Source organism: Aliiroseovarius crassostreae (assembly GCF_025137635.1).
GTDB classification, from domain to species: Bacteria; Pseudomonadota; Alphaproteobacteria; order Rhodobacterales; family Rhodobacteraceae; genus Aliiroseovarius; species Aliiroseovarius crassostreae.
In genome coordinates this window covers 1,401,392-1,427,773 of record NZ_CP080772.1, presented here as the reverse complement: position 1 = coordinate 1,427,773, position 26,382 = coordinate 1,401,392, and the positions used below count along the sequence as shown (strand labels likewise).

At 56.7% G+C, this 26,382-nt stretch carries 27 protein-coding genes; 16 read left to right on the top strand and 11 right to left on the bottom strand.

Annotated features, from left to right (window positions below):
• Positions 1-90: 90 nt before the first annotated feature.
• Positions 91-1,404 (bottom strand): methyl-accepting chemotaxis protein, encoded by a 1,314-nt coding sequence (locus tag K3J57_RS06790; RefSeq protein WP_259797626.1) that lies wholly within the window; start codon positions 1,402-1,404, stop codon positions 91-93.
• Between the two features lie 166 nt (positions 1,405-1,570).
• Positions 1,571-2,011, bottom strand: coding sequence for an iron-sulfur cluster assembly scaffold protein (locus K3J57_RS06785; protein WP_259786842.1), 441 nt, complete (start codon positions 2,009-2,011; stop codon positions 1,571-1,573).
• 99 nt (positions 2,012-2,110) lie between these two features.
• Between K3J57_RS06785 and hisI the strand changes: the two genes are divergently transcribed.
• Positions 2,111-2,470 carry a phosphoribosyl-AMP cyclohydrolase gene (gene hisI, locus K3J57_RS06780; RefSeq protein WP_173487115.1) on the top strand — a complete coding sequence of 120 codons (360 nt, stop codon included), beginning with the start codon at positions 2,111-2,113 and terminating at the stop codon, positions 2,468-2,470.
• A 72-nt stretch (positions 2,471-2,542) separates the two neighbouring features.
• On the opposite strand, the gene gluQRS is transcribed toward hisI, so the two are convergent.
• The 4 genes from gluQRS to gyrA form a co-directional block, all read right to left on the bottom strand.
• Positions 2,543-3,409, bottom strand: a complete 867-nt coding sequence (gene gluQRS, locus K3J57_RS06775) for a tRNA glutamyl-Q(34) synthetase GluQRS (RefSeq protein ID WP_259786841.1) — start codon at positions 3,407-3,409, stop codon at positions 2,543-2,545.
• A 13-nt stretch (positions 3,410-3,422) separates the two neighbouring features.
• The gene (trmFO, locus tag K3J57_RS06770; protein WP_259797625.1) at positions 3,423-4,769 is read right to left on the bottom strand and encodes a methylenetetrahydrofolate--tRNA-(uracil(54)-C(5))-methyltransferase (FADH(2)-oxidizing) TrmFO; all 1,347 of its coding nucleotides are present in this window, start codon (positions 4,767-4,769) and stop codon (positions 3,423-3,425) included.
• Between the two features lie 118 nt (positions 4,770-4,887).
• On the bottom strand, positions 4,888-5,844 hold the full coding sequence (locus tag K3J57_RS06765) for a hypothetical protein (protein WP_259797624.1): 957 nt from the start codon (positions 5,842-5,844) through the stop codon (positions 4,888-4,890).
• A 308-nt stretch (positions 5,845-6,152) separates the two neighbouring features.
• Positions 6,153-8,924 carry a DNA gyrase subunit A gene (gyrA, locus tag K3J57_RS06760; protein WP_259794615.1) on the bottom strand — a complete coding sequence of 924 codons (2,772 nt, stop codon included), beginning with the start codon at positions 8,922-8,924 and terminating at the stop codon, positions 6,153-6,155.
• A 242-nt stretch (positions 8,925-9,166) separates the two neighbouring features.
• On the opposite strand from gyrA, the gene ctaA reads away from it, so the two are divergent.
• The 3 genes from ctaA to K3J57_RS06745 all read left to right on the top strand — a co-directional run bounded on the left by ctaA (position 9,167) and on the right by K3J57_RS06745 (position 12,635).
• Positions 9,167-10,309 (top strand): heme A synthase, encoded by a 1,143-nt coding sequence (gene ctaA / locus K3J57_RS06755; protein ID WP_259797623.1) that lies wholly within the window; start codon positions 9,167-9,169, stop codon positions 10,307-10,309.
• A 1-nt stretch (position 10,310) separates the two neighbouring features.
• Positions 10,311-11,789 (top strand): carboxypeptidase M32, encoded by a 1,479-nt coding sequence (locus K3J57_RS06750; protein ID WP_259797622.1) that lies wholly within the window; start codon positions 10,311-10,313, stop codon positions 11,787-11,789.
• A 231-nt stretch (positions 11,790-12,020) separates the two neighbouring features.
• Positions 12,021-12,635: a transglutaminase-like cysteine peptidase gene (locus K3J57_RS06745; protein ID WP_259786835.1), complete on the top strand. Its 615-nt coding sequence runs from the start codon at positions 12,021-12,023 to the stop codon at positions 12,633-12,635.
• Positions 12,636-12,641: 6 nt separating this feature from the next.
• Here K3J57_RS06745 and K3J57_RS06740 read toward each other — a convergent pair whose 3' ends face one another.
• The 3 genes from K3J57_RS06740 to K3J57_RS06730 all read right to left on the bottom strand — a co-directional run bounded on the left by K3J57_RS06740 (position 12,642) and on the right by K3J57_RS06730 (position 15,099).
• Positions 12,642-13,475 (bottom strand): hypothetical protein, encoded by an 834-nt coding sequence (locus K3J57_RS06740; protein ID WP_259797621.1) that lies wholly within the window; start codon positions 13,473-13,475, stop codon positions 12,642-12,644.
• 692 nt (positions 13,476-14,167) lie between these two features.
• Positions 14,168-14,410 (bottom strand): hypothetical protein, encoded by a 243-nt coding sequence (locus tag K3J57_RS06735; RefSeq protein WP_055192117.1) that lies wholly within the window; start codon positions 14,408-14,410, stop codon positions 14,168-14,170.
• Positions 14,411-14,445: 35 nt separating this feature from the next.
• Positions 14,446-15,099, bottom strand: a complete 654-nt coding sequence (locus K3J57_RS06730; RefSeq protein ID WP_055192119.1) for an alpha/beta hydrolase — start codon at positions 15,097-15,099, stop codon at positions 14,446-14,448.
• A gap of 188 nt (positions 15,100-15,287) precedes the next feature.
• Here K3J57_RS06730 and iscR point away from each other — a divergent pair, with 188 nt between their 5' ends.
• From iscR to K3J57_RS06670, 12 genes are all read left to right on the top strand, one after another.
• Positions 15,288-15,749, top strand: a complete 462-nt coding sequence (gene iscR, locus K3J57_RS06725; RefSeq protein WP_173487124.1) for a Fe-S cluster assembly transcriptional regulator IscR — start codon at positions 15,288-15,290, stop codon at positions 15,747-15,749.
• Entirely contained in the window at positions 15,746-16,195 is a 450-nt protein-coding gene (locus K3J57_RS06720) for a hypothetical protein (RefSeq protein ID WP_259794603.1), read from the top strand. The genes iscR and K3J57_RS06720 overlap by 4 nt, the downstream gene beginning before the upstream one ends.
• Entirely contained in the window at positions 16,192-17,253 is a 1,062-nt protein-coding gene (locus tag K3J57_RS06715; protein WP_055192123.1) for a cysteine desulfurase family protein, read from the top strand. Before K3J57_RS06720 ends, K3J57_RS06715 begins: the two co-directional genes overlap by 4 nt.
• 1 nt (position 17,254) lies before the next feature.
• Entirely contained in the window at positions 17,255-18,778 is a 1,524-nt protein-coding gene (gene sufB / locus K3J57_RS06710) for a Fe-S cluster assembly protein SufB (protein WP_259797620.1), read from the top strand.
• Positions 18,779-19,129: a hypothetical protein gene (locus tag K3J57_RS06705; protein WP_259797618.1), complete on the top strand. Its 351-nt coding sequence runs from the start codon at positions 18,779-18,781 to the stop codon at positions 19,127-19,129.
• The gene (locus K3J57_RS06700) at positions 19,126-19,320 is read left to right on the top strand and encodes a hypothetical protein (protein ID WP_259794596.1); all 195 of its coding nucleotides are present in this window, start codon (positions 19,126-19,128) and stop codon (positions 19,318-19,320) included. The genes K3J57_RS06705 and K3J57_RS06700 overlap by 4 nt, the downstream gene beginning before the upstream one ends.
• 10 nt (positions 19,321-19,330) lie before the next feature.
• A complete protein-coding gene (locus K3J57_RS06695; protein WP_259797616.1) occupies positions 19,331-20,149 on the top strand; it encodes a polysaccharide pyruvyl transferase family protein in 819 nt (272 codons plus the stop codon).
• A 10-nt stretch (positions 20,150-20,159) separates the two neighbouring features.
• Positions 20,160-20,918 carry a Fe-S cluster assembly ATPase SufC gene (gene sufC, locus K3J57_RS06690; RefSeq protein ID WP_173487130.1) on the top strand — a complete coding sequence of 253 codons (759 nt, stop codon included), beginning with the start codon at positions 20,160-20,162 and terminating at the stop codon, positions 20,916-20,918.
• On the top strand, positions 20,915-22,204 hold the full coding sequence (locus K3J57_RS06685; RefSeq protein ID WP_055192133.1) for a SufB/SufD family protein: 1,290 nt from the start codon (positions 20,915-20,917) through the stop codon (positions 22,202-22,204). Before sufC ends, K3J57_RS06685 begins: the two co-directional genes overlap by 4 nt.
• Positions 22,205-22,292: 88 nt before the next feature.
• Positions 22,293-22,778, top strand: a complete 486-nt coding sequence (locus K3J57_RS06680) for a YIP1 family protein (protein ID WP_173487132.1) — start codon at positions 22,293-22,295, stop codon at positions 22,776-22,778.
• A 7-nt stretch (positions 22,779-22,785) separates the two neighbouring features.
• A complete protein-coding gene (locus tag K3J57_RS06675; protein WP_055192137.1) occupies positions 22,786-23,379 on the top strand; it encodes a Yip1 family protein in 594 nt (197 codons plus the stop codon).
• 2 nt (positions 23,380-23,381) lie between these two features.
• Positions 23,382-24,602: a cysteine desulfurase gene (locus tag K3J57_RS06670; protein WP_259797613.1), complete on the top strand. Its 1,221-nt coding sequence runs from the start codon at positions 23,382-23,384 to the stop codon at positions 24,600-24,602.
• Between the two features lie 285 nt (positions 24,603-24,887).
• On the opposite strand, the gene K3J57_RS06665 is transcribed toward K3J57_RS06670, so the two are convergent.
• Positions 24,888-25,505 (bottom strand): TetR/AcrR family transcriptional regulator, encoded by a 618-nt coding sequence (locus tag K3J57_RS06665; protein WP_259777292.1) that lies wholly within the window; start codon positions 25,503-25,505, stop codon positions 24,888-24,890.
• On the bottom strand, positions 25,498-26,382 hold the full coding sequence (gene ppk2, locus K3J57_RS06660; RefSeq protein ID WP_259794587.1) for a polyphosphate kinase 2: 885 nt from the start codon (positions 26,380-26,382) through the stop codon (positions 25,498-25,500). Before ppk2 ends, K3J57_RS06665 begins: the two co-directional genes overlap by 8 nt.

Sequence of the window (26,382 nt, the reverse complement as noted above, 5' to 3'; positions counted from 1 at the left end):
CCGGAATGATCTGATCCGCATTCTACCGCCGCCTTCTGAAAAGAAGTGCGGCGGCTTTTTTATCGGGAACTCGCTTTTTTGCAATTCCGATCAAGCCCTGTAGCCCAAACGTAACCCGCCCCAATGTCTTCCATTTACGAAAATAGGGGCGGAGAGATCTTTCATTAGTACAAATTCGCCTCCGCCCATATCCCGACGATAGACTTGTAAAAGGAAGGGACCTTTTGATCGCCCGGCCTTCAACCCCACGCGATCATTGAAAATGATACGGTTTCGGCAATTGGCTGTGTTCCAGACCGGGTCGTTCCCCTGTGGCTGTGAAAATTTCTTATTATGAGTGGGCAGATATCCCTGATCGTCCACAGCGGCGCAGAACACAATGGCCGGGTCACTGTTCAGAGTGTCTTCCAGGATTGCTGGCAAAAGTCGGTCGGTCAGTTCGGTGAAAGGTGCCCGGACCTGCTGAGGGTTGGTTCCGGGAATTTTGACATATCGTCGGGTAAACAGATCTGTTTCGCTGATTTGGCCTGAGGACACGGCGTGGCTCAGAAGCTCAGACACGCGGATTGCGTCTTTGCGCACACGTTCAATGTAGGGGCGATCCGCTGTTTCTCCGCCCAATGCCACCGTGGACTGCACGATACCTTCAGATGCGTCGATCAGCGTGTTTGCCTTTTCGGTGACAAGATGCACATCCGCCGCCGTTTCGCGCACCGAGCTTTCGAGCTGCGCGCAGGTTGGCAGAAAGGTGTCGACCGCTTCGCGGACTTTTCCTGCTTCTACCATAATTGTTTCGGTCTGAGTGCTTGATGCCTGTGCAGCCTCGGCAATCTGCCCCATTGCCGTATCGGTTTTCTGGCTGTCTTTCAGGACTTTTTCTGCCGTTGCCTCGATCTGGTTGGTTTCTGTATTGAGCTTGTTGATCTGTTCGGAAAGACCAATGACATTTTCCGAGATCAATGCCGCCGACTTGGCCGTTTTGCCGGACAGTTCGTTGATTGCCTCTGCGACCACTGCAAAGCCGCGGCCTTTGTCCCCGGCGCGAGCCGCTTCGATCTTTGCATTGATCGCAAGAATATTGACCTGGGCAGCGATGGTCGCAATCTGTTCATTTGCAGAGAGAACCGATGAAAGAGATGCCGCCATTTCACTCATCTGCGCTGACAGGTTTTTCACCCAACCGGCGATATCTTTGGACTGTTCTGCACTTTGACGGATTTTGTCGGTTGACCCTTCCACGGTTGCCAAAGTCGACTGGGCGCTTTCCAGCAGGGTTTGCATCGCACTTCTGACGTGACGATTTGCGTTTGCAACCTCATGCGCCTGCGCAGACAGGACCGAGATCGAGTTCAGCTGGAGCGTGCTTTTCTCGTCTACATCAGAGAGAAATCCGGCAATGTCCACGATATCATGGGCAAGCCTCGATCCTTTTTCTGCAAGGAACGACAGGTCATCTTCGGATATTTGTTGTAAGGGAGGGGCTGAAGGATTTGCCTCGAAGTTCTGGTTTTCTAGCACGTTTCATCTCCGTTGGACAAAACCGTGCTAGCCAATGAATTTTGAAATCCGGTTAACTTTCGGCAGAATTTTCGATCGCCTGTAGCACTGCGTCAAAAGCCAGAAGAATTGAGGCGTGGCGATTGCGGTAATCCCGCGCCGGGATCAGGACTTCGAAACCCTCAAAGGGCGGGGCGGGGACGGGGCCCTGGTCACGCAACATGGTGGCCAACTGGTCACGACCGCGTTGAATCACCTCTTTTTCCAACCCGATCACGACTTTTCCAAGCAGAGCTGCCGAGGTTTGTCCCAGTGCGCAGGCTTTGACATTCTGTGCGAAGTCAGCAACCTTCCCATTTTTCATGACCACCTGCGCAGACACCGTGGATCCGCAGAGCGGCGAGCGCACCTTGGCTTCGCCTTCCGGTGTGGTCAGCTGTCCGACATGAGGGATCTGCGATGCCAATGCGAGGATTTGTTTTGAATAGAGTTTGATCAGGTCGCTGTCGCTCATATTTCTGCTTTCTGACGCAAATGCATTGAAACGGGTGGTGGTGTCGGGCCGTGCAGCCCCTTACATAAGAGGCTGAACAAAAAATGGAAAGGACGGGCCATGCAATTCGACGCGAAAGCTTTGAAATACGACGAACGCGGGTTGGTGCCGGCAATTGCTCAGGATGCGGTATCTGGTGACGTTCTGATGATGGCCTGGATGAACCAAGAAGCGGTTGAACGCACGCTGGAAAGCGGGAAGGTGACCTATTGGTCGCGATCGCGGCAATCCTTCTGGGTCAAGGGGGAGAGCTCAGGGCACGTGCAGGAGTTGGTGGATTTTCGTTTCGATTGCGACAAGGATTGTCTTCTGGTGATGGTCCGTCAAACAGGTCCGGCCTGTCATACCAATCGGCGTTCCTGTTTCTATACGGCGGTGCGTGAGGGACAACAGGTTGAGTTGATGGCGCCGGAGGCGTGACTGCAACAATGTGCCGGGGGCGCTGCCCCCGGACCCCCGAGGTATTTTTGGCAAGAAAAAGGGGGGCGGTTTTTAGAGCCCGACCAATTTGCGGATGTCCAACGGGGTTGCACCGTCTTCTCGGTATTTGGCGATAGCGCGCGCGTCATCTCGCTTGGCGAGCCGTTTGCCCGCCTCATCGCGGATCAGCCTGTGGTGGCAATAGGTTGGGGTGGGCAGGTTGAACAGCTTTTGCAGCAGGACGTGTATCTGGGTGGCGGGCGCGATATCTTCGCCCCGGATCACGTGGGTAATGCCCTGTGTGGCGTCATCGAGCACCACGGCAAGGTGGTAGGACCCAAGAAAGTCCCGACGAGACAGAACGATGTCTCCTACATTTGCGATCATGTCCTGAAGCGGAACCTGGGTATTCAAATCCCGAGCGGCGGTTTCGGTAAAATGCAGCCTGCTCTCGCCTGCCTGGGTGAGGAGGTCAACGGCGCGGCTTGTGTCCAGGCGCAACGCCGTGCCTTCGGGCATAACTTCTGGCCGCGGCTTTTGGCGGCAGGTGCCCGGATAGATCAACCCGTCCGGGCCAAATGCGGGGGGCGCACCTTCTTGCGGGGCGGAGCCGGCGGCAAGGATGTCTTTGCGCGAGCAGGTGCAGGGATAAACCAAGCCGCGCTTCCACAAGGTGTCGAGCGCCGCTTGATAAGCGGGAAGGCGATCTGACTGGCGTATCGGTTCCGCATCCCAGGAGATCCCCAACCAGTTGAGGTCCTCATAGATCTGATCTTCCCAATGGGACCGTGCCCGTGTGCTGTCGATATCTTCGATCCGAAGAAAAAAGGCCCCACCATTTGCGCGGGCCACATCATGGGCGAGCAGGGCGGAAAAGGCATGCCCCAGATGTAAGGGGCCGGTTGGGCTGGGTGCGAAACGTGTTATAAAATCAGTCATTTACATCACGTTCTTACGAGAAGTTTGAAAGCCAGTCCGTCCATTTTTCCTTCGCCCGATCTGTATAGGCTTTGTAGCGATCCTTGCGGCCGCGCCGCCCGCCTTTCAGCCCGTCCACCGGGCGAAACAGGCCAAAGTTGACGTTCATTGGCTGGAATGTTTTGGCTTCGGCCCCACCGGTAATATGGTGGATAAGCGCGCCCATTGCGGTATCCTGTGGAACGGTTGGAAGGTCCAAGCCGAGGATCTCGGCTGCGGCCAGACGACCAGCGAGCAACCCCATGGCCGCGCTTTCCACATAGCCCTCGACGCCGGTCACCTGTCCGGCAAACCGGAGGTTGGGGCGCGATTTCAGGCGCATCTGATTGTCGAGCAACGTGGGAGAATTCATGAACGTGTTGCGGTGGATGCCTCCCAAACGGGCGAAGCTGGCATTTTCAAGCCCCGGGATCATCTTGAAGACTTCGGTCTGTGCGCCATATTTCATCTTGGTTTGGAAACCTACGATATTATAAAGCGTTCCCAAGGTGTTATCCCGGCGAAGCTGAACCACAGCATAGGCTTTCTCGTCGGGTTTGTGCGCATTGGTGAGGCCAATAGGTTTCATCGGACCAAAACGCAGCGTGTCGCGCCCGCGCTCTGCCATCACTTCAATCGGTAGGCATCCGTCGAAATAGGTGGCGGTTTCACCTTCGTGAAATTCGGTCTTGTCCGCGGCCAGAAGGGCGTCGATGAACGCCTCATACTGGCCTTTTGTCATTGGACAATTGAGATAGGCTTTCTGCTCTTCTTCCGTCTCGCCCTTGTCGTAGCGGGACTGTAGCCAGGCCACATCCATATTCACGCTGTCTGCATAGACAATCGGTGCGATGGCGTCGAAAAAGGCCAGCCGGTCGGTGCCGGTCTCATGGGCAATCGCTTCGCCAAGGGCAGCGGATGTGAGCGGGCCGGTGGCGAAAATCCAGTTTCCCTCATCGGGGAGCGAGGTGATCTCACCATATTCCACGGAAACGTTGGGCAATGCGCGCAACTGAGCGGTCACATCGGCCGCAAAAGGATCACGGTCAACCGCCAGGGCGCCCCCGGCTGGCAGGCGGTGTTTGTCGGCCGTGGACATGATCAGCCCGTCGGCCTGGCGCATTTCCCAATGCAGAAGACCAACAGCGTTTTGTTCATCATCGTCGGAACGGAACGAGTTGGAGCAAACCATTTCGGCAAAATCGCCCGTGCGATGGGCGAAGGTTTCCACCTTTGGGCGCATTTCGTGGATCACCACATCCACGCCCATTTGGGCTGCTTGCCAGGCGGCTTCGGACCCGGCCATGCCGCCACCCACGATATGAAGTGTTTTGTCAGTCATGTGGGGGGATATAGAGGCGTGATGGGGGGCGGGCAAGCCTTGCATCTTGTCCTGATGTAAAAACACCCGCCGAAGGACGCGGCGGGTGTTTGGAGTTTCGTTTTTCGTGTGGGGCCGATCAGACCGGGCCGAACAGAAACAGGCTGCCAAGAGCCGGACCTTCGATCTGGCTGATACCATTTGTTCCGAAATCCACACCGGATACGCCAAGGGCGCTTTTGTTCAGCTCAATCACCTGGTCGATCACGCGTTTGCGGGTGTCACCGGTCTGAACGACAAGCGCAAAGCCGAAGCTGTCTTCTTGAAACTCCGACAGGCCCTTGGCGTAATGGGCTTCCATGGCGACATGTTCGTTCAGGTCGAGAGCGGCGCCGAGATTAAAGAAACCGTAGTCAAACCAGTTGTCATTGGTGGTTTGAACCGAGGCAACCAGACCAATATTCGGACGGATCTGATAGGTGGCTGCAAGCGAGCTGAACCCGTATTCAAACTCTTCCCCCCAAGCGGTTGCGGCCGCAATCCCAAAGGAACCGTTGTCGAAACGGCCACCAACGGACTGGAAGTTGAAATCCTCAACCGATGTGACGGATCCAAAAACAGTTGTGTTGTCGTTGATATTGAAAAGGCCCGAGAAAATGTTCAGGTCGGTTTCGTTGATCGTGTTTTGCTGAAAGCTGATGCCAAAGCGATCATTCTGGTAATCCGCACCAAAACCTTTGACGGTTTCTCCGGCAAATTTGCTGCCATGAACATAGAGAGCGGCCCCCTCTACAACTTCGAAGGCCAGTTTGCCGGTCAGGATGGTTTCGCTGCCAAAACCGAAATTGAGCGTGCTGCCATCAATCGACGCCTCGATGCGACCGAAATCAAGATCCATTGCTCCCGTCAGTGAGGTCAGAGATCCTTCGTCGAAGATCGTTGTTTCGAATTTGAACTGGCCGTAGGTCAGCAGAGCTGTCTCTTCAAGCATAACGTCTACGGTCGGCTCGACTTCGACAGTCCCAAGGCTGCCCGCATGAGCAGCCCCCAATGTCCCGAAGGTGGCAAGGGCGGTGATTGCGATTGTGTGTTTCATATTATCCCCAATGTTTTCCAGCTTCCCTTAGGGAAGATTGGCGATGTGGAGAACCATCCAATTGGAAATGAACCATAAATCCTGCCCCGCGTGTGCGAAACGCAACAGGTTTCGTGCGTTACGCGCCGAACTCTTGTGGCAGGTTTTTCGCGAAACGCTTTGGAATAGGCGTGTCGCTCGGGAGACCGCGTGGAAAGGGCGGTGCTCCATAAGAAAAACCGGCATCAGGTGAAAACCTGTGCCGGTCTTGTTTTTGGGGCGAAACGGCTGCGTTTGGCGTGAAGGGCCGGGGCAACCCGGCCGGCTTCTTACGACAGATCGCTGGATTGTGCCTCATCAGGCTGCGTTTCGTGGGGCGCAGGCGCATCCACCTGGACCTCCTCGTCGTCGCTTTCCACAACCCGTGCCACTGATACGACGCTTTCGCCCTTGCCGGTGTTGAACACTTTCACGCCACCAGCGGCCCGCGAACGGAAGGAAATCCCGTTGACCGGGCAGCGGATGGACTGGCCTTTCGACGTGGCGAGCATGATCTGATCGCTGATCTCGACCGGGAAGCAGGCAACGATATTGCCACCTTTCATCGCGCCGACACCCTGGCCACCACGGCCGCTGACGCGGTAATCATGGGACGAGGTCAAATTGCCAGCCCCGCCTTCATTCAGCGTGACCAAAAGGTCATTGGCAGCCAGCATTTCCTGATACCGCTCTTCCGACAGGTCCCCCGAAAGCTCTTCTCCCGCATCGCTTTCATCTGCCCCCAGTTCAGTCCGGAACCGTTTGATAAAGGCGTTGCGCTCGTCCGGGGTGGCGTCAAAGTGACGGATCACCGACATCGAAACCACTTCGTCCCCTTCATTGACCAGCTTGATCCCCCGCACACCGGTTGAGCTGCGCGAATTGAAAACGCGCACATCCGTGACCGGGAACCGAATGGCGCGACTGGATGAGGTAACGAGCATAACGTCGTCATTCTCATCACAAATTCGCGCGTTGATCAGGCGGGTGCCTTCGTCGTCGCCTTCAAACTTCATCGCAATTTTGCCATTTGCTTTCACATTGGTGAAATCAGACAGGCGGTTGCGACGCACGGATCCTTTGGACGTGGCAAAGATCACCTGCAGGTCGTTCCATTCCTTTTCATCCCGATCCACCGGCATGATTGCGGCGATCGACACTCCGGTTGGGATTGGCAGGATGTTGACCAGCGGTTTGCCTTTCGCCGTGCGGCCGCCTTGCGGCAAACGCCAGGTCTTCAGCTTGTAGGCCATGCCATCATCGGTGAAAAACAGAAGCTGCGTATGGGTGTTGGCAACGAAGAGGTTGGTGATCACGTCCTCGTCTTTGGTCTGCATGCCGGACAGACCTTTGCCGCCCCGCTTTTGAGCGCGGAAGTCGGCAAGAGGGGTGCGTTTGGCCCAGCCGGAAGCGGTGATCGTGACCACCATGTCTTCGCGTTCAATCAGGTCCTCGTCGTCCATATCGCCCGACCAGTCGACAATCTCGGTGCGGCGCGGCACCGCAAACTGGTTGCGCACCTCGGTCAATTCACCGGAAATAATCGACATGATCCGTTCACGAGACCGCAGAATATCCAAATAATCCCGGATCTTTGCAGCAAGTTCCTGAAGTTCGTCCGTCACCTCTTTCACACCCATGGCCGTCAGGCGTTGCAGGCGCAGCTCCAGAATGGCGCGGGCCTGCGTTTCCGACAGGTTATAGGTGCCGTCCTCGTTCATCTTGTGGGTTGGATCGTCGATCAGCTGGATATATTCCGCGATGTCATGGGCGGGCCAGCGGCGGGTCATCAGTTTTTCGCGGGCATCTGCGGGATCCTGCGAGGCGCGGATAGTGGCGACAACTTCGTCCACATTGGAAACTGCAACGGCCAGACCGCAGAGGATATGGCTGCGCTCGCGCGCTTTGCGCAGTTCAAAAGCGGTGCGTCGGGTGACAACTTCCTCGCGGAAAGTAATGAAATGGCTCAAGAAATCGCGCAGGGTGAGCTGTTCCGGGCGCCCCCCGTTCAGCGCGAGCATATTGCACCCGAACGAGGTTTGCATCTGCGTGTAACGGAATAGCTGATTCAGCACCACTTCGGGGGTCGCGTCGCGTTTCAGCTCTACCACAACGCGCACACCAATCCGGTCTGACTCATCCTGGACCGAGGAAATGCCTTCAAGCCGCTTGTCGCGCACGCCTTCGGCAATTTTCTCAATCAGTGTCGCCTTGTTCACCTGATATGGAATCTCATCCAGAACAATGGCGTAGCGATCTTTCCTGATCTCCTCGATGCGCGATTTCGCCCGGACAATCACGCTCCCGCGCCCTTCGGTATAGGCTTTGCGGGCGCCGGAACGGCCCAGCATGATGCCGCCGGTTGGGAAATCCGGTCCGGGGATATATTCCATCAACCCTTCGGAAGAAAGATCGGGGTTCTCGATCAGCGCCAGAGTGCCGTCGATCACTTCGCCCAGGTTATGTGGGGGGATATTGGTGGCCATACCGACCGCAATCCCGCCAGCACCATTGACCAGCATGTTTGGAAAACGTGCAGGTAAAACAGTGGGTTCCAGGTCTTTGCCGTCATAGTTATCGGTGAAATCCACCGTATCTTTTTCAATATCGGCCAGCAGTGAAGCCGAGGGCTTGTCCATCCGCACTTCGGTATAGCGCATTGCCGCCGGGTTATCGCCGTCCATCGACCCGAAGTTGCCCTGACCATCCAGAAGCGGCAGAGACATGGAGAACGGCTGCGCCATTCGCACCAATGCGTCATAGATGGCTGAATCCCCATGCGGGTGGTATTTCCCCATCGTATCGCCAACCGGGCGGGCCGATTTGCGATATGGCTTGTCATGGCTGTTGCCGGTTTCATGCATTGCATAAAGAATGCGCCGATGAACCGGCTTCAACCCATCGCGCAGATCCGGGATCGCCCGGCTGACAATGACCGACATCGCATAGTCGAGATAGGAGGTTTTCATCTCCTCTTCGATTGAGATTTGCGGCCCGTCATAGATGGGGCGTTCAGGGGGCATTTCGCCTGTGTTTTCAGGATTTTCGGGAGTATCGCTCACGTTGTCCGCCGTTCTGGTGCGTTTCACACAATATCTTGATCGTCCCTCTATATCATCGGCGAGGTGCGGGGGGCAACCAAAAGCCCGGCTGTTGGCGGTGAAATGGGTGGAATTTCGAACAGGGCCAGATGACAGGGCCAGAGAACGCCGCCGTGCTTTCGCTCTTCACTTTCCGGTTTACATAAAGGAGTATCGCGCAAACTCGCGACCGGCCCCAATCGCCAGATCAAGGAGAGCTCAACATGCCCAAGCCCCGCAGCATATTCGAAGACGTGAGCGAACAGGGCGCCAAGCCCGAAGCCCGAACCGGCGGCATTGATCGTGGCGGTGCTTCGGGCGGAAATCGTCGTCTGGTTCGGATCTGGTTGGCGATGCTGTTTGTCCTGGTGGCGGCAATGGTTGTGGTCGGCGGGCTGACCCGGCTGACGGATTCGGGGCTTTCGATCACCGAATGGGCGCCGATCACCGGCGCCTTCCCCCCGATGTCCGAGGCCGCATGGAGTGCGGAGTTCGAGAAATACCAGAAGATCCCGGAGTTCAAACTACAAAACAGCCATATGGATCTGGCCGCATTCAAAGAGATCTACTGGTGGGAATGGGGGCACCGTCAGCTGGGCCGTTTTATTGGTCTGGTCTGGGCTGTCGGTTTCCTGCTTTTGCTGGTTACGAAATCCATTCCCACCGGCTGGGGGCCCCGTTTCCTTGGGCTTGGTGCCCTTGGCGGGCTGCAGGGGGCAATCGGCTGGTGGATGGTGTCCTCGGGGCTGACAGGGGAGCGGGTGGATGTGGCGGCTTACCGTCTGGCGATCCATCTCGGGCTTGCCTTTCTGATCCTTGGGCTGATTTCATGGTATCTTCTTTCCCTTGGGCGCGATGCTGCCAAGCTGATGACGGCGCGTCGTGCGCGTGAGGGGAAGCTCTGGGGCCTGTCCACCGGGCTGTTACACCTCGCGTTCCTGCAAATCCTGCTGGGCGCGCTGGTGGCGGGTATTGATGCTGGCCGCAGCTTTGTGGACTGGCCCTGGATGGCGGGACAGATTTTTCCGCCTGATGCGTTTGAAATCTCTCCGATCTGGCGAAATTTCTTTGAAAATGCCGGGTTGGTTCAGTTCATGCACCGGATGGTGGGCTATCTGGTGGTGGTGTTTGTCCTGATCGTCTGGCGCGCATCACGCCGGTCCCCCAATGCGGATACGCGACTGGCGTTTTCTCTGGTCGCAGTCATGGTGCTGGCACAGGCCGTTCTTGGCATTACCACCGTGTTGCAGGCAGCCCAGCTTCATGTGGCCATCACCCATCAGATTGGTGCCATCCTGTCCTTTGTTCTGATCCTGAATGCCCGGTTCATGTCCGGCTATCCCAACGAGCAATCCGTAAGAGGTTGATATGAAAAACTACAATGATTTGATGAGCTTTCAGCGAGATACAAATGCGCTGGGTGAGGTCGCGGGGCGCCAGGGCTGGGATCAGGAAACGATGATGCCTGATGGTGCGGGCAATCAGCGGGCCGAGGAAATGGCCGTGCTTGAGAAGATCCTGCATCAACGCCGAACGGATCCGCGAATTGGCGAATGGTTGGCGGCCATTGATGAAGAGGAATTGAATGAAACTCAGCGCGCGAACCTGCGCCATATCCGCCGGGATTTTACCCGCAGATCCCGCGTGCCCGAGGCGCTCGCAACCGAAATTGCCCGCGTGACGTCCGGGGCTCAACGGCATTGGGCAGACGCTCGAGCGTCAAATGATTTCAAAGCCTTCCGTCCTGTTCTTGAACAAGTTGTCAAGCTGGAGAGAGAGCGCGCCGCGGCTCTTGCGGATGGCGGAGATCTCTATGACGCGCTTCTGGAGGGCTATGAACCGGGCACGTCAGGGACAGAGATCCAGGCCCTGTTTGATGCCATGCGTCCGCGCCTCGTGGCGTTGCGCGATGCCGCCCTTGGCGCCGATCGGCAGCCGGAAGCCCTCATCGGCACTTACGCGGCCAAGAAGCAAATGAAACTGGCGCGCAAACTGGCCAGGAAGTTTGGGTATGACTTCGATCACGGCCGGTTGGACAAGGCGGTTCATCCGTTTTCGTCCGGCTCGGGGCAAGATGTTCGCATTACCACCCGCACGGCAGAAGAAGATCCGTTCAACTGTTTCTATTCGACCATACACGAGGTGGGCCACGCCTGTTACGAACTGGGCATCGACAAAACGCATCTCTTCACGCCTCTGGGCACAGGCGTGTCAATGGGGGTGCATGAAAGCCAGTCGAGGATTTACGAAAACCAGATCGGCCGGTCGCGTGCGTTTACGGGCTACCTGTTTGGGCAGATGGAAAAGGCATTTGGTAAGGCCCCTGCGTCATCCGCTGAGGCGTTTTACGGAACCGTCAACCGGATCAACAAAGGCTTTATCCGAACCGAGGCGGATGAGGTTCAGTATAACCTGCATGTGATGTTGCGCTTTGATCTTGAGCGCCGGTTGATCACCGGGCATCTCGATGTTGCCGATCTGGAAGATGCCTGGAATGCGCGCTTTGCAACGGACTTCGGATACGAGGTCGACAAAGCTTCAAATGGAGTGTTGCAGGACGTGCATTGGGCCGTCGGGTTGTTTGGCTATTTTCCAACTTATGCCTTGGGCAATATTTACGCGGGATGTCTTTACCAGGCCCTGTGTGCGGATCTGCCCGATCTGGAGGCCCAGCTAGCAAAAGGTCATGCCACATATGCGACAGGGTGGTTGAGGGAAAAGCTTCAGAAATACGGCGGCCTTCGTGAACCGGTTGCGACCATCACGCATGCAACCGGATCTTCCATAACGGTTGAGCCGTTGTTGAGCTATCTGGAAAGCAAGTTTTATGAGATCTACCAGCTGTGAGCCATTCCGATTGCATGTGTGATTGCATGTTTAAATCGGCAACAATCCGCGCTTAGGAAAAAGTATTGTAGCCAGAAACGCACAAATGCAGCTATCTGGCCGCATACAGGCCCATTTTTGGACAAATTTACACTCTATCTTAACTCCTGACAGGGGAACTTGTCATGAAATGAACCCTTTGACGCCAAGCCATTTAAGTATGAGGTGCAAGGCAAGGAGCGGGATAGAGACATGAAGCAGTATGTAATGCCGGGGGGCAGATTGCGCGTGGCAAGCGCTGTTAAATCCATGATTTTCGTGGCCGTTGGTGCGGTTATGCTCGGCGGGGCCGAGGTCGCAACCGCAGCTGGTGGCTATTTTGTCCCGAACAAGGGGCAGGTTGCGGCCCCTCCGGGCGCCAGAACTCTGTGTCAAACATATCGATGGGCCTGCTCCACCGGCTCGGCGGATCGCGCCGTTAGCCCTGGTGAGATGAAGGTGGTCCGACAGATCAATTCGCATGTCAATCGGACCATCCGCCCAGTGGATGATCAGAAGCAATATGGTGTTGCGGAGCGCTGGACCATGCCTTCCCGGCTTGGTGGCGACTGTGAGGATTATGCGCTTGCAAAGAAACACGCGCTGATCGGGCAGGGGATTTCGCCGCAACGCCTTTTGATCGCAACGGTTCTTGACCGAAAACGCAATTCTCATGCGGTTCTTGTGTATCGTTCGGCCAAAGGGGATCTGATCCTGGACAATGTGACGAATAAGATTCGAAGCTGGCAGGATACCCGTTATGTGTTTTTGCGGATGCAGGATCCGAACAATCCTGCTCGCTGGGTCAATGTCTTCGCAGGTGGTTAAGACCTTTCAATAGTCTTCACACCCAAAAAACGGTTCAGACAGAAAACGGGCGTAGCATTTGCTACGCCCGTTTTGTTTGTTTGACTTAGCAGTTGTTTTTGCCTTGGTTTCCACCGCTCGTGCAGCCACCGTTCCCGCTGGAATTGCCTGAGTTCCCGTTTGTGGAATCCGAGTTGCCGTTGCCGCCGCCGCCGTTGCCGCCGCCGCCGCCGCCGTTGCCGCCGCCATTGCCGCCGCCATTGCCGCCGCCGTTGCCGCCGCCATTGCCGCCGCCATTGCCGCCGCCGTTGCCGCCGCCATTGCCGCCGCCATCACCGCCGCCATCACCGCCGCCGTCACCGCCGCCGTCACCGCCGCCGTCACCGCCGCCATCACCGCCGCCGTCACCGCCGCCGTCACCGCCGCCATCACCGCCGCCGTCACCGCCGCCGTCACCGCCGCCGTCACCGCCGCCGTCACCGCCGCCGTCACCGCCGCCATCACCGCCGCCGTCACCGCCGCCGTCACCGCCGCCGTCACCGCCGCCATCACCGCCGCCGTCACCGCCGCCATCACCGCCGCCATCACCGCCGCCGTCACCGCCGCCATCACCGCCGCCATCACCGCCGCCGTCACCGCCGCCATCACCGCCGCCATCACCGCCGCCGTCACCGCCGCCATCACCGCCGCCATCACCGCCGCCATCACCGCCGCCGTCACCGCCGCCGTCACCGCCGCCATCACCGCCGCCGTCACCGCCGCCATCACCGCCGCCATCACCGCCGCCGTCACCGCCGCCGTCACCGCCGCCGTCACCGCCGCCGCTACCGCCGCCGCCAGGCTTTTGGTTGGGTTCATCATCGTAGTCGGGCAATGCAGATGGAATCGTTGCCGTTGGCAATGCGTTCAACGCATTCGCAAAGGCGGGACATTGCGCGCTTGTTTTTTCAAGAATAGTGAGAAAGTCGTCACTTCTCTGAATGTGCCGCAGCAGCTTTGTCGTCACACTTGTGCAGCCGCACAAGATATCTGCATCAAGGGATGCCCGATGCGTTTTAAACGTACATTCAGTTGCAAAGCTGCTTTGTGCAGATCCAATAAGCATGATGCCAGCAGCGAGCATGCTTAGCGTGGATGTTCTGGTTCTAAACATTCTACCCCCCGTAAAAAGAAAGTTATTTCAAAAAAACTTCGGAGCTCGGAAGCTGACCGGAGAAGGAAGTGCCGTGAAAAATCGGCTCCCAATTACAGTCAAAATTCTGCCACAATCATGACAAAGTTACGTCTACCTATCTGGTTAGTTTGGGGTATCTTTGGGTTATTGTGATTTAATCTAAAGTTTTATCTAGCCCCGAAATCTCACGAGAATTTGAGAACCGGCATCGGCTTGTAACGGGCCTGAGGGGGGACGGGAATTAGGGCAAAATGGCCATATTTCCGCGTCGATCGTCAAACAGAAACCGCATTTGATCAGGATTTTGCAACCGCTAAAAGTTTAAAACCCGCGCGCCATCCTATGGCCCGCGGGTTCTTCACTTTTCCGATGTCCGGATTTATTCCTCGGTTGGAGTTTCGCGTTCAGACAGGGCGTCATTTGCGATTTCCCGCAAGAGGGCGCGGCCGCGCACTTCCGCACGGCGCACCCTGACTGCGGTCATGAACGCCTCTTCCAGAGTGGTTGAGGAGATTCCGACTTCTTTCTTGATCCGGGTGATAATGCTTTCATCACCGGTTGCGTCCACAACTTTCAAAACATCTGTTGCCAGCTCGTCAGCAACCTGTTCCAGAAAATCCATGTTCCGACCCCTTTAATTTTGGAATCTGTCCGCGTTCAGCGCGTGTTTTCGGTCAGGCGACGGCGCACATATTCGTCCACGCAGGTGATCATGGTGTCCATGTGCGGCTCTTCAAAGAAATGGCCCGAGCCTTCGATTTCCGTGTGGGTGATGGTGATGCCCTTTTGCTCGTGCAGTTTGTCGACAAGCGCATGGGTGTCCGCCGGTGGGGCCACGCGGTCATTGGTGCCATTCAGGATCAGGCCCGAACTGGGGCAGGGGGCCAGGAAGCTGAAATCATACATGTTTGCAGGAGGGGACACGGAAACGAAACCAGTTATTTCCGGTCGGCGCATCAGCAATTGCATGCCGATCCAGGCCCCAAAGGAAAATCCGGCCACCCAGCAATGTTTGGCGTTCGGGTTCATGGACTGAAGGTAATCCAGCGCCGAGGCCGCATCTGACAGTTCGCCAACGCCCTGATCATATTCCCCCTGCGAACGCCCCACGCCGCGGAAGTTGAACCGCAGGACGTTGAAGCCCATTTTGTGGAAGGCATAGTGGAGGTTGTAGACCACCTTGTTGTTCATCGTGCCGCCAAATTGTGGATGCGGGTGCAAGACAATGGCAATCGGGGCATCTTTTGTTTTTTGCGGGTGGTAGCGGCCTTCGAGCCGGCCTTCGGGGCCGGGAAAAATCACTTCGGGCATTCGTTTTGCTCTCTCCTGTCCGCAGGCCCCTTTGCAATCCTTGACGGGTTGGGGCGCGCGCCATAATACGGGGTGCGCAAGTCTCGGGTGCAAAGCCCTGAGCAAGCACGTCTTTAGTGACCTAGTGGCCCACGCGGTCAAGGTCAATGTTTTTGGCGCGGATTGACGGCGACAGATAGGGGGCAGTGATGAAACTTTCGACCAAAGGCCGGTATGCCATGGTGGCGCTGGCAGATCTGGCGATGATGCCTGCGGGTGAGCTGATGTCGCTGACAGATCTGTCAAAACGTCAGGATATCTCGCTACCTTATCTCGAACAGCTTTTTGTGAAGCTGCGTCGGGCGGAGCTGGTGGAAAGTGTGCGGGGGCCGGGCGGCGGGTATCGTCTGGCGCGCTCTGCCAGCGATATTCGCGTGGCCGAAATCCTGGCTGCGGTTGATGAAACTGTTTCAGCGCTGCACAAGGGGGCTGGGGCGTCGGGGGCCTCGTCCGGGTCGCGTGCGCAATCTATGACCAACCGTCTTTGGGAAGGTCTGTCCGCCCATGTCTATGTGTTCCTGCACCAGACCCGGTTGTCTGATGTCGTGAAGAACGAACTGACCCCATGCCCCGCAGTTCCCACGCTGTTTGCCGTGGTGGATGACGAATGACCACTTTTGTGGGGTTAAGTGGTCTGCCGCGTATTCGTCTCAGTGCGACCAGCCAGGCGCCGGGGCTTGCAAGACAAGCGACAGAGGCGGCCCGCAATATGTCACCTCTGCTTCGATTTGGTGCGCGGTTCAGTGACGCGGCCGACAAATGTTATATGTCAAAGGAATTGTCGCTTATCCACCTTGCGCGGCGCGTTGGCTATGGTCTGGAAGCGCATCGTCGGAAAACATGGGTAGGAGGTCGGTTGATCAACTGGATGACCAAGATGGATCCTGACTTTGTTCCGTTAAGCGGTGCTGTAATTCGCAGCGCCATAAACGCTGTTGGGGATGATGTTCCGGACAATCTGGACGCTGGTGCGAATTACGAGCTTCGTCTTGATTTTGCTTTGGATCTGCTGGAGCGCATGAAATCGCGTGCAGTTACCGAGGAATGGAGCCTATGACCCGAACCTATCTGGACTGGAACGCAACCACGCCTTTACGTCCCGAGGCGAGTGAGGCGATGCTTCGGGCCATGGATCTTGTCGGCAATCCCTCGTCTGTTCACAGCGAAGGGCGCGCCGCCAAGGGAATGATGGAACGCGCGCGGAAAGATCTGGCAGCTGCCCTTGGGGCGGAAGGCGCCGATATCATCTTTACATCCTCGGCGACCGAGGCCGCGGCTTTGGCGCTTTCGGGAAAGGGGCTGCATTGCGCGGGGGTGGAGCATGATGCGGTGCGGTCCTGGTGCAGCGAAGATCTGGACGTGTCTGAAAATGGTTCAGTAACGGTGACCGACCCGGCGAAATCTGCCTTGCAACTGGCCAATTCGGAAACGGGTGTGATCCAGACCTTGCCGGACGGGCTGTTGTTGACCGATGCGACGCAGGCATTTGGTAAAATCCCCTTTGCGTTCAATTGGTGTGGGGCGGATATGGCGATTGTCTCGGCCCATAAGTTGGGTGGGCCAAAGGGGATCGGGGCGTTGATTGTGAAACGTGGCACCGATATCGCGGCGCAGATCAAGGGCGGCGGGCAAGAGATGGGGCGCCGCTCTGGAACGGAAAACCTGATTGGGATCAGTGGGTTTGCGGCGGCTGCTAAAGCGGCTCAGCTTGATCTGGAGAATGGTGTTTGCGAACGAGTCGCAGAACTTAGAAAGATTCTAGAAAACGCCATTGCGGAATCGGAAAAAGACACTATTTTTGTCGGGAAAGCCGAAAACAGGCTTCCCAACACCTCCTGTTTCATCACGCCCGGCTGGAAGGGCGAGACGCAGGTGATGGTGATGGACTTGGCGGGTTTTGCCATTTCGGCCGGATCTGCCTGCTCGTCTGGGAAAGTGAAATCGAGCGCAGTTCTGCGGGCGATGGGCTATGATGAAGGGTTGGCGTCTTGCGCGGTTCGCGTGTCGATTGGCCCTGATACAAGTGAGGAACAGATCCTTGCATTTGCAGATGCATGGGGTCGGGAATATGGAAAATTCCGCGCCCGCAAGGGCTCAGGCGGATCGAAAGGGTGAGATGTCCGGTATTGATGAACTGAACGTCAAGGAAGGCGTGGAAGAGGAAACCGTCGAGGCGGTCAAATCACTTGCCGGAAAGTATAAGTACGGTTGGGAAACCGAGATCGAGATGGAGTATGCGCCCAAGGGCGTGAACCCCGATATCGTGCGCCTGATTTCCGAAAAGAACGAAGAACCCGAATGGATGACCGAATGGCGTCTTGCCGCGTTCCAGCGTTGGGAAAAGATGGCGGAACCCAGCTGGGCGTTGCTGAATTATCCGGAAATCGATTTTCAGGACCAGTATTACTATGCCCGGCCGAAATCGATGGAAGAAAAGCCGAAATCGCTGGATGACGTGGATCCCAAGCTGCTGGAGACCTACAAGAAGCTGGGAATTCCGCTGAAAGAACAGATGATCCTTGCCGGTGTTGAAGGCGCTGAGGACATGCCTGCCGAAGGGCGTAAGGTTGCGGTGGATGCTGTGTTTGACTCCGTGTCCGTTGGTACGACTTTTCAGGCAGAGCTTAAAAAAGCGGGCGTGATCTTCTGCTCGATTTCAGAAGCGATCAAAGAGCATCCCGAGCTGGTGAAGAAATATCTGGGCTCGGTGGTCCCGGTGTCGGACAACTATTATGCGACGCTGAACTCGGCCGTGTTCTCGGACGGGTCGTTCGTCTACATCCCGCCCAACACCCGCTGCCCGATGGAGCTCAGCACATATTTCCGCATCAACGCGGAAAACACCGGCCAGTTCGAGCGCACGCTGATCATTGCCGATAAAGGCAGCTATGTCAGCTATTTGGAAGGCTGTACAGCGCCACAACGCGACACCGCACAGCTGCACGCCGCGGTGGTGGAAATCATCGTCGAAGAAGATGCCGAGGTGAAATACTCGACCGTTCAGAACTGGTTCCCCGGGGATGAAAACGGCAAGGGTGGCATCTATAACTTCGTGACCAAGCGGGCTGATTGCCGGGGTGACCGGTCAAAAGTGATGTGGACCCAGGTGGAAACCGGTTCCGCAGTGACCTGGAAATACCCGTCTTGCATCCTGCGCGGTGCTGAAAGCCAGGGCGAGTTCTATTCGATCGCGATCACCAACAACTACCAGCAGGCCGATACCGGCACCAAAATGGTGCATCTGGGCCGCGACACCAAATCGCGCATCGTGTCGAAAGGGATTTCGGCAGGCAAAGCACAGAACACCTATCGGGGTCTGGTGTCGATGCACCCGAAAGCCAAAAACTCGCGCAACTATACCCAGTGCGACAGCTTGCTGATTGGTGACAAATGTGGGGCGCATACGGTGCCTTATATCGAGGTGAAGAACAACTCGTCGCGGGTCGAGCATGAGGCGACAACTTCGAAGGTGGACGAAGAACAGATGTTCTATTGCCGCCAGCGGGGGATGGACGAAGAAGAGGCCGTGGCGCTGATCGTAAACGGGTTTGCCAAGGAAGTTCTGCAGGCGCTGCCGATGGAATTTGCCATGGAAGCCCAACAACTTGTGGCGATTTCACTGGAAGGATCGGTGGGGTAAATGCGCAACCGCAATGGCACAAATGGGCATCAGGAAACTGCTTTAAGCCGCCATCATGGCTTTGAAACAGCAGGTCCCATTGCTGTCACGTTGGCGGTTTGGCTGGCCTTGCGCTTCTTCCTTGGGGGATTGGGCGTGGCTCATACCCCTATTTTGGCAATTGTTGGAGCTGCTGTTTTTGCTGTTTTGTGGGTGATTGTCCGTGTGCGGATCAACAAAAGAAAGATGGCGAAAGCGTCAGCGTTGCGAAAAGAGTTGAGCGAGCTCGAACAAAAGGAATTCGCCCTGAGATACGAGGAGGCTCAGCTGAATGGGCACCTTGATCGGTGGGACAGAGAGGAAAGATCATGAGTAATCTGCGTGATGGGCTTGAAAGCATCATTCATTTCGGTTTCCCCGCCCTTGGCGGGCTGATTGCGGTGGTCATCATCAACCTCAACCCCGAGGCGCTGATGAACCCGATGATCTGGATCCCGCTGGGGATTTTCCTAGGCTGGGCTGTCGCTCGGGTCGCGCTGAAATACATGAGCAAGTTTCACTGAGATCACCCCGATGTCTGCAACGCCTCTCAAACTTTACTGGTGGAAGGATGAACCGAATTTCGGCGACGACCTGTCGCGCGAGGTGGTTTCGTTCGTGTCCGGACGAGAGGTAAGCTGGGCCCCCAAGGATGCCGCCGACATGGTGGCCCTGGGGTCGGTGCTGCAAGGGGTGCGCAATCGGTTCAAGGATGGATCTCCCAAGGGGAACCGGCCGGTGATCTGGGGCACGGGTTTGATGTTCCCGGTGCCAAAAGACTTTCTGCCATATGTTGAGACCCGTCTTGTGCGCGGGCCTTTGACCGCCACATTTCTTGGCCTCAAACATAACCAGTTTGGGGATCCGGGCCTTTTGGCGCAAGAGGCGCTGGGGGCGCAGGGGGAACGGATCGACCGCATCGGGATCATTCCCCATATGAAACATGTGGACAGCCCGGAACTGGCGGCTGTTTTGGCTGCGGAACCTGCGCTGTTTTTGATTGATCCGCGCCGCAGTGCCCGTGAGGCCGTTGCCGAGATCGCGCGCTGTGCCCATGTGATTTCTTCCAGCCTGCACGGGCTGGTGGTTGCGGATAGTTTTGGCATTCCCAACACCTGGTTGGAGCCCGTGGCCATCCATGCCATGCCCAAACTGAAATTCTATGACTATGCCACCGGGATCGAGCGACCGCTTGCCTGCCCGGTGAAACTGACCGACATCCCGGCGTGGGTCACCACGCTGAAAGACCAAACACTCTCATATCAAGATGGTATCGAGGCGTCCAAAGCCAGTTTGCTGGCTGCGTTCCCCGCATCACTGCGTGCGCAAGACTTGGCTGCCTTGGATCTCTGAAAGGATAAACATGCTTAAAATCAAAAACCTGCAGGTTAAACTTGAAGAAGAGGATAAGCAGATCCTCAAGGGCGTTGATCTGGAAGTGCCCGCAGGTAGCGTTCATGCGATCATGGGCCCGAACGGCTCGGGCAAGTCGACCTTGTCTTATGTGCTTTCGGGGCGTGACGGTTATGAAGTGACCGGGGGCGAGGCCAGCCTGGACGGAGAAGACCTGCTGGAGCTGGAACCGGAAGAACGCGCCGCTGCCGGCCTGTTCCTGGCCTTCCAATACCCGGTTGAGATCCCGGGTGTGGGCAACATGACCTTCCTGCGCACCGCGGTGAATGCCCAGCGCAAAGCACGCGGGGAAGAGGAAATGTCTGCCGCAGATTTCCTGAAATTCGTGCGCGCCAAGGCGAAGGATCTGAAGATCGATGCCGACATGCTGAAACGCCCGGTGAACGTGGGCTTCTCGGGTGGGGAAAAGAAGCGCAACGAGATTTTGCAGATGGCCATGCTTGCGCCGAAGATGTGCATCCTTGATGAAACCGATTCCGGTCTCGATGTGGACGCGATGAAGCTGGTGTCCGAGGGCGTGAATGCGCTGCGCGACGAAGGTCGCTCCTTCCTGGTGATCACCCATTATCAGCGCCTGCTGGATCACATCAAACCGGATGTGGTGCATATCATGGCGCGTGGCCGCATTGTGAAAACCGGCGGGCCGGAGCTGGCCCTTGAGGTTGAAAACAACGGATACGCAGACATTCTGGCGGAGCTGGACGCATGAGCACGGCCCCGGCACAGAAAGACGGTCTGTTGACCGTGGAAAACCGCCCCGCCTCTGGCGCCTGGGCCCGCAAAGCCCGCGACGAGGCCGCCCAACGTTTGGCAGAAATGGGGTTGCCCGGTCGTCGTGACGAATACTGGAAATGGACCCGCCCGGATGGGCTGATCTCCGGCGAAGCCGCCAGAGCTTCTGTCTTTGATTACGAAGGCGAAGCGCCGGTTTATGACGCGATTGACCGCCTGAAAATCGTCTTTGTCGACGGTGTATTTGATGCAGAGGCCTCAGATGACCTGACCCAGGATGGGTTAGAAATTGAGCGTCTGGCAACAGCGCAAGAGGCCGACCTTCATTGGGCCGGACAGCTCTTTGGCGTGCTTGAAGCGCGCGGGCATACCCCCGTTCAGCGCCCGTTGGCTGCCCATAACACCGCCATGGCCACCGATGGTGTTCTGATCCGCGTCACCTCTCAGGTGTCGCGTCCGGTCAGTCTGGTCTATCGCCACAAGTCAGAGACTTCTGACGCGGTTCTGCACCATGTCATCAAGCTGGAAGAGGGCGCCAAGCTGACCCTTCTGGAGAATGGCACCGCGGCCTCGCGCCTGTCACAGGTGACCGAGGTGGATGTGGCGGCCAAAGCCGAATTCCATCATGTTCGCGCCCAAGGCCGCGATCATGAGCGCCAGCTTTCCACCCATCTTTTTGCCCGTTTGCAGGCGGAAAGCGTGTTCAAGAGCTTTACCATGTCTGTTAATGGCGCACTCACCCGCAATGAGGCGGTGATCGAGTTGCTGGGTGATGATGCGGTGGCGCATATCGCCGGGGCCGCTCTTGGCGATGGCAATGACGGGGCGTTTCATCACGATGACACCGTCTTCATCACCCATGACGCGGTAAATTGCGAAAGCCGTCAGGTGTTCAAGAAGGTGCTGAAAAACGGCGCCACCGGTGTGTTCCAGGGCAAGATCCTGGTCAAACCGGACGCTCAGAAAACGGATGGATACCAGAAATCCCAATCTCTTCTTCTGGATGAGGACAGTCAGTTCCTTGCCAAGCCCGAGCTTGAGATTTATGCCGATGACGTGGCCTGTTCGCACGGCTCCACCTCTGGGGCAATCGACGAAGAGGCTTTGTTTTATCTGCGCTCTCGCGGGGTGCCTGAAAAGATCGCCACCGACCTTCTGGTTCTGGCCTTTCTGGCGGATGCCATCGACGAGATCGAGGATGAGGCGATTGCCGACGATATCGTGTCGCGGCTTGAGGCCTGGCTGGAACGGCACCGCAGCTGATCTGATGGGTCTGCGGCTCTGATCCGATCAATGGGCCGCAGCCATCACGGACGGAGAGGTCCGGCTGACAGTTAGGAAAGGGCCGGATATGTCGGTCATAAAAGACGTGCTGAAAAGCTATCGCAGCCCCCGGTCGGTGTTTCAGCACCGAATGCAACAAGGTGTGCGCGAGGACCGGTCTCTGGCGATCCTGATGGCGGCCTGTGTTTTGGTTTTCGTGTCGCAATGGCCCATGCAGGCCCGGATTGCCCATGAAACAGGGCAGGAACTGAACATGCTGCTTGGGTCCGTGCTTCTGGCCTGGGTGTTCATCATGCCCTTGGTGCTTTATGCGATCGGGTCAATCAGCCATGGCATTGCGCGTTTGTTCAAGGCGCGTGGCACGGCGTTTGGCGCCCGATTTGCGCTGTTCTGGTCCCTCCTTTGTGCCACCCCCCTGTGGCTTTTATGGGGGCTGGTCGGCGGTTTCATCGGTCCGGGCATCCAGATGCAACTGACCGGCATCATCGCTTTTCTGACTTTCCTGATATTCTGGTCGGTGAATTTCCGTCAGGCGGAATGGCCCAAAGAGTGAAAATGCCATGAGATTTGAACCTGGTTACCTGTTTGGCATGATCCTGCAAACCGTGCCCGAGCCACGCAAGGTGGCGCGCGATCTGTTTGATCTTCCGGTTTCCCGGAAGGCGCGCTGGCTGAGTTTGTGGCTGCTTTTGGTGTTTGCGGCCGCCGCAGGGGTGGTCAGCCATTTGCTCTATCCGGTCGACGCAGCCGTGTTCGGACCTGTTTTGTCGGACCCGATGGTTCTGGGCGCAATTGAAGCGGCCTTTCTGGTTTCAGGCGTTTTCATGATTTATCTGATTGGTCGCCTGGCCGGCGGGCAGGGCAGCTTTGATGACGCTTTGACCATTGCCATCTGGCTTGAATTTGTCCTGTTGGTTTTCCAGCTGGCATCCTTGGTATTTTCGCTGTTTGCCCCTGCACTTGCAGGCATCCTCATGGTGATGAGTTCCGTCCTCTTTTTCTGGATCCTGAGCCACTTCATTGCAGAGAGTCACGGCTTTCGCTCGGCTGGGCTGGTATTTGCCGGGATCGCCTCCACCATGGTTCTGGCGGTGTTTGCCTTGTCTTTCCTACTTGTCCTTCTGGGCGTAGAACCCATTCAGTTCGGAGAATGATCATGTATGACGTCACCAAGATCCGTGAAGATTTCCCGATCCTGTCCCGAGAGGTGAACGGAAAACCTTTGACCTATCTGGACAATGGGGCCTCGGCGCAGAAACCACAGGTGGTGATTGATGCGATCACGCGCGGATATGCCGAGGAATATTCCAATGTTCACCGTGGTCTGCATTATCTTTCAAACCTCTCGACCGAACGCTATGAGGCGGTTCGGGCCATTGTGCAGCGGTTTTTGAATGCCGCCCATGAAGATGAGATTATCTTCAATTCCGGAACCACCGAAGGGATCAATATGATCTCCTACGCCTGGGCAGCCCCAAGGATGGAGGCCGGGGATGAGATTATCCTCTCGACCATGGAACACCACGCCAATATCGTGCCCTGGCACTTCCTGCGGGAACGTCTGGGGGTTGTTCTGAAATGGGTTGATCCGGAACTGGATGGGTCACTTGATCCGCAAAAAGTGCTGGGCGCAATCTCGGATAAGACCCGGCTGATCGCCGTGACCCAGTGCTCCAACGTATTGGGCACGGTTGTGGACGTGAAAGCCATCTGTTCCGGCGCGCGCGCGAAAGGCGTTCCGGTGTTGGTGGATGGATCGCAAGGGGCGGTGCATATGCCGGTCGATGTGCAGGATCTCGGATGTGATTTCTATGCGATCACCGGTCACAAACTCTATGGGCCCTCGGGATCCGGGGCAATTTATGTGCGCCGGGATCGCGCCCTTGAAATGCAGCCCTTCATGGGCGGCGGTGACATGATTGACGAGGTAACCAAAGATCATGTGACCTATGCCAGCGCCCCGTTGAAGTTCGAAGCCGGGACGCCAGGCATCGTGCAGACAATCGGCCTGGGGGCTGCGCTGGACTATCTCATGGGGCTGGGAATGGAGAATGTTGCCGCCCATGAGGCTGATCTGGCCAAATATGCCCAGGAACGCCTGTCAGGCCTCAACTGGGTCAATGTGCAGGGCACTGCTCCGGGCAAAGCCGCAATTTTCTCGTTGACCATGGAAGGCGCGGCCCATGCCCATGACATTTCCACCATTCTCGACAAAAAGGGGATTGCGGTGCGCGCAGGCCATCATTGTGCCAAACCGCTGATGGAGCATCTTGGCGTTGCGGCGACCGCGCGCGCGTCCTTTGGTCTTTATAACACGCGTGACGACGTAGATACGTTGATCAACGGGTTGGAGCTCTGTCACAAGCTGTTGGCGTAAGTTGTTAAAGCGTTTCGAGATTAGATTGAGTCACAAGTTGATTTCGAAACGCCCGCAACATCAGTAGGTTTCGAGCGTTTCGCCTCATTATTGTGTCTCAATAATAAGTCGAAACACTTTAGAGGGGTGAGGGGCGCTGCCCCTCGCGAGGCAAGCTCGCTCACCCCGGGATATTTCTGACCAGAAAATAAGGGGCGGAAAAAATCAGGGCAGGGCGCCGTCGGAGATCTCAATGGCGCGGGCATTTCGGCATGAACATATGTCTCGAATTTGTCCCGAAACGTTTTACTCGTCTGGTTTGATCAGACCAAGGCCACGCAGGTAAACGCCTATGCCTGTTTCCAGAAGTTCTTCTGGTGGGAAGGGGCTTTTCTGCCCGGGGCTTCCGCGCCCGAACAGTTCCACAACCCCATGGCTCATGGCCCAGATATGGGCGCTGACCATTTTTGCGGGTGGGCGTTTTTCTTGCGGGATGTGCTCAGCAAGAGCGCCCGCGGCTTTTTCGAGCACGCCCATGGCGCGATTGGCGACCATTGCCAGTTCGGGGGAGTGGTTTACCGAGACGCCGCTTTCAAACATTGAGATGTAGTGGCCGGGATATTTGCGGGCGAAGGCCAGATAGGCGCGACCGGTTGCCTCGAAACTGGCTAGCGCAGAGGGCTGCCCCTTGGAATAGGCAAACTCCATCAAATCGGCAAAAATTTCATAGCCTTGGCGCGCAGCTTCGGCGATCAGGTCTTCACGGCCCTTGAAGTGGCGATACACTGCGGCTGGGGTGACACCCGCCTGCTTTGCAGCTTCGGACAGGGTGAAGCCGGTCGGGCCTTTTTCCTCGATCAATGCAAGCGCCGCTTCGACCAGGGCCTGCCGCAGGTTTCCATGGTGATAGCCGCGTTTAGACATGCCAAACCTCTGGGCCGCCACAGATTTCCGTATCAGGTGCACAGGCCACTTCTGGGTTCTTGCCTGAATAGTCGATCCCCTGCAGCACCGCCCGCAAGGCCGCAAGTCGGGCGCGGCGTTTGTCATCGGAGCGGATGATGGTCCAGGGCGTGACAGAGCGATGAGTTTTATCGAAGGTTTCACCGATGGCCTGCGAATAGTCGTCCCATCGGTTCAGGCCTTCGACATCAATCCAGCTGAGTTTCCATTGTTTTAGAGGATCCTTTTCGCGGGCGAGGAAGCGGCGCAATTGTTCGGAGCGTCCGACATTCAGCCAGAGTTTCACGAAATGGATCCCCTCGTCTGCGATCATGTCCTCAAACTCTGGCAATTGTCGGAAAAAGGCGTCGCGCTGGGTGTCTGTGCAAAAGCCAAATACCTTTTCGACCACTGCGCGATTATACCAGCTCCGGTCAAAGAGGGTGATTTCACCGGCGGTGGGCAAGTGTTTGATATACCGCTGGAAATACCATTCCCCCTGTTCGCGCTCAGTGGGCTTTGACAAGGCCACCACCTTGGCAACCCTGGGGTTGAGGTTCTCGCGGATGCGTTTGATCGTGCCCCCTTTGCCAGCAGCATCACGCCCTTCGAACACGACAATCACACGTTTGCCAGTTGCCTTTACATCCGCCTGAAGTTTGACCAGCTCCAATTGCAACGCCTTGATTTCGGCTTCATATGTGTTGCGATCCATGAGCCGGTCATAGGGATAGCTTGGGTCCAGAATGTCTTTTTTACCTGCCTCCTGCAGTGCCTTGCGCAAATCAGCGGGGAAGGTGTCGTGAAAATATTTGGAAATGGCACCCTCGAACGGCAGGGTTTCGGGGGAATGGGACAT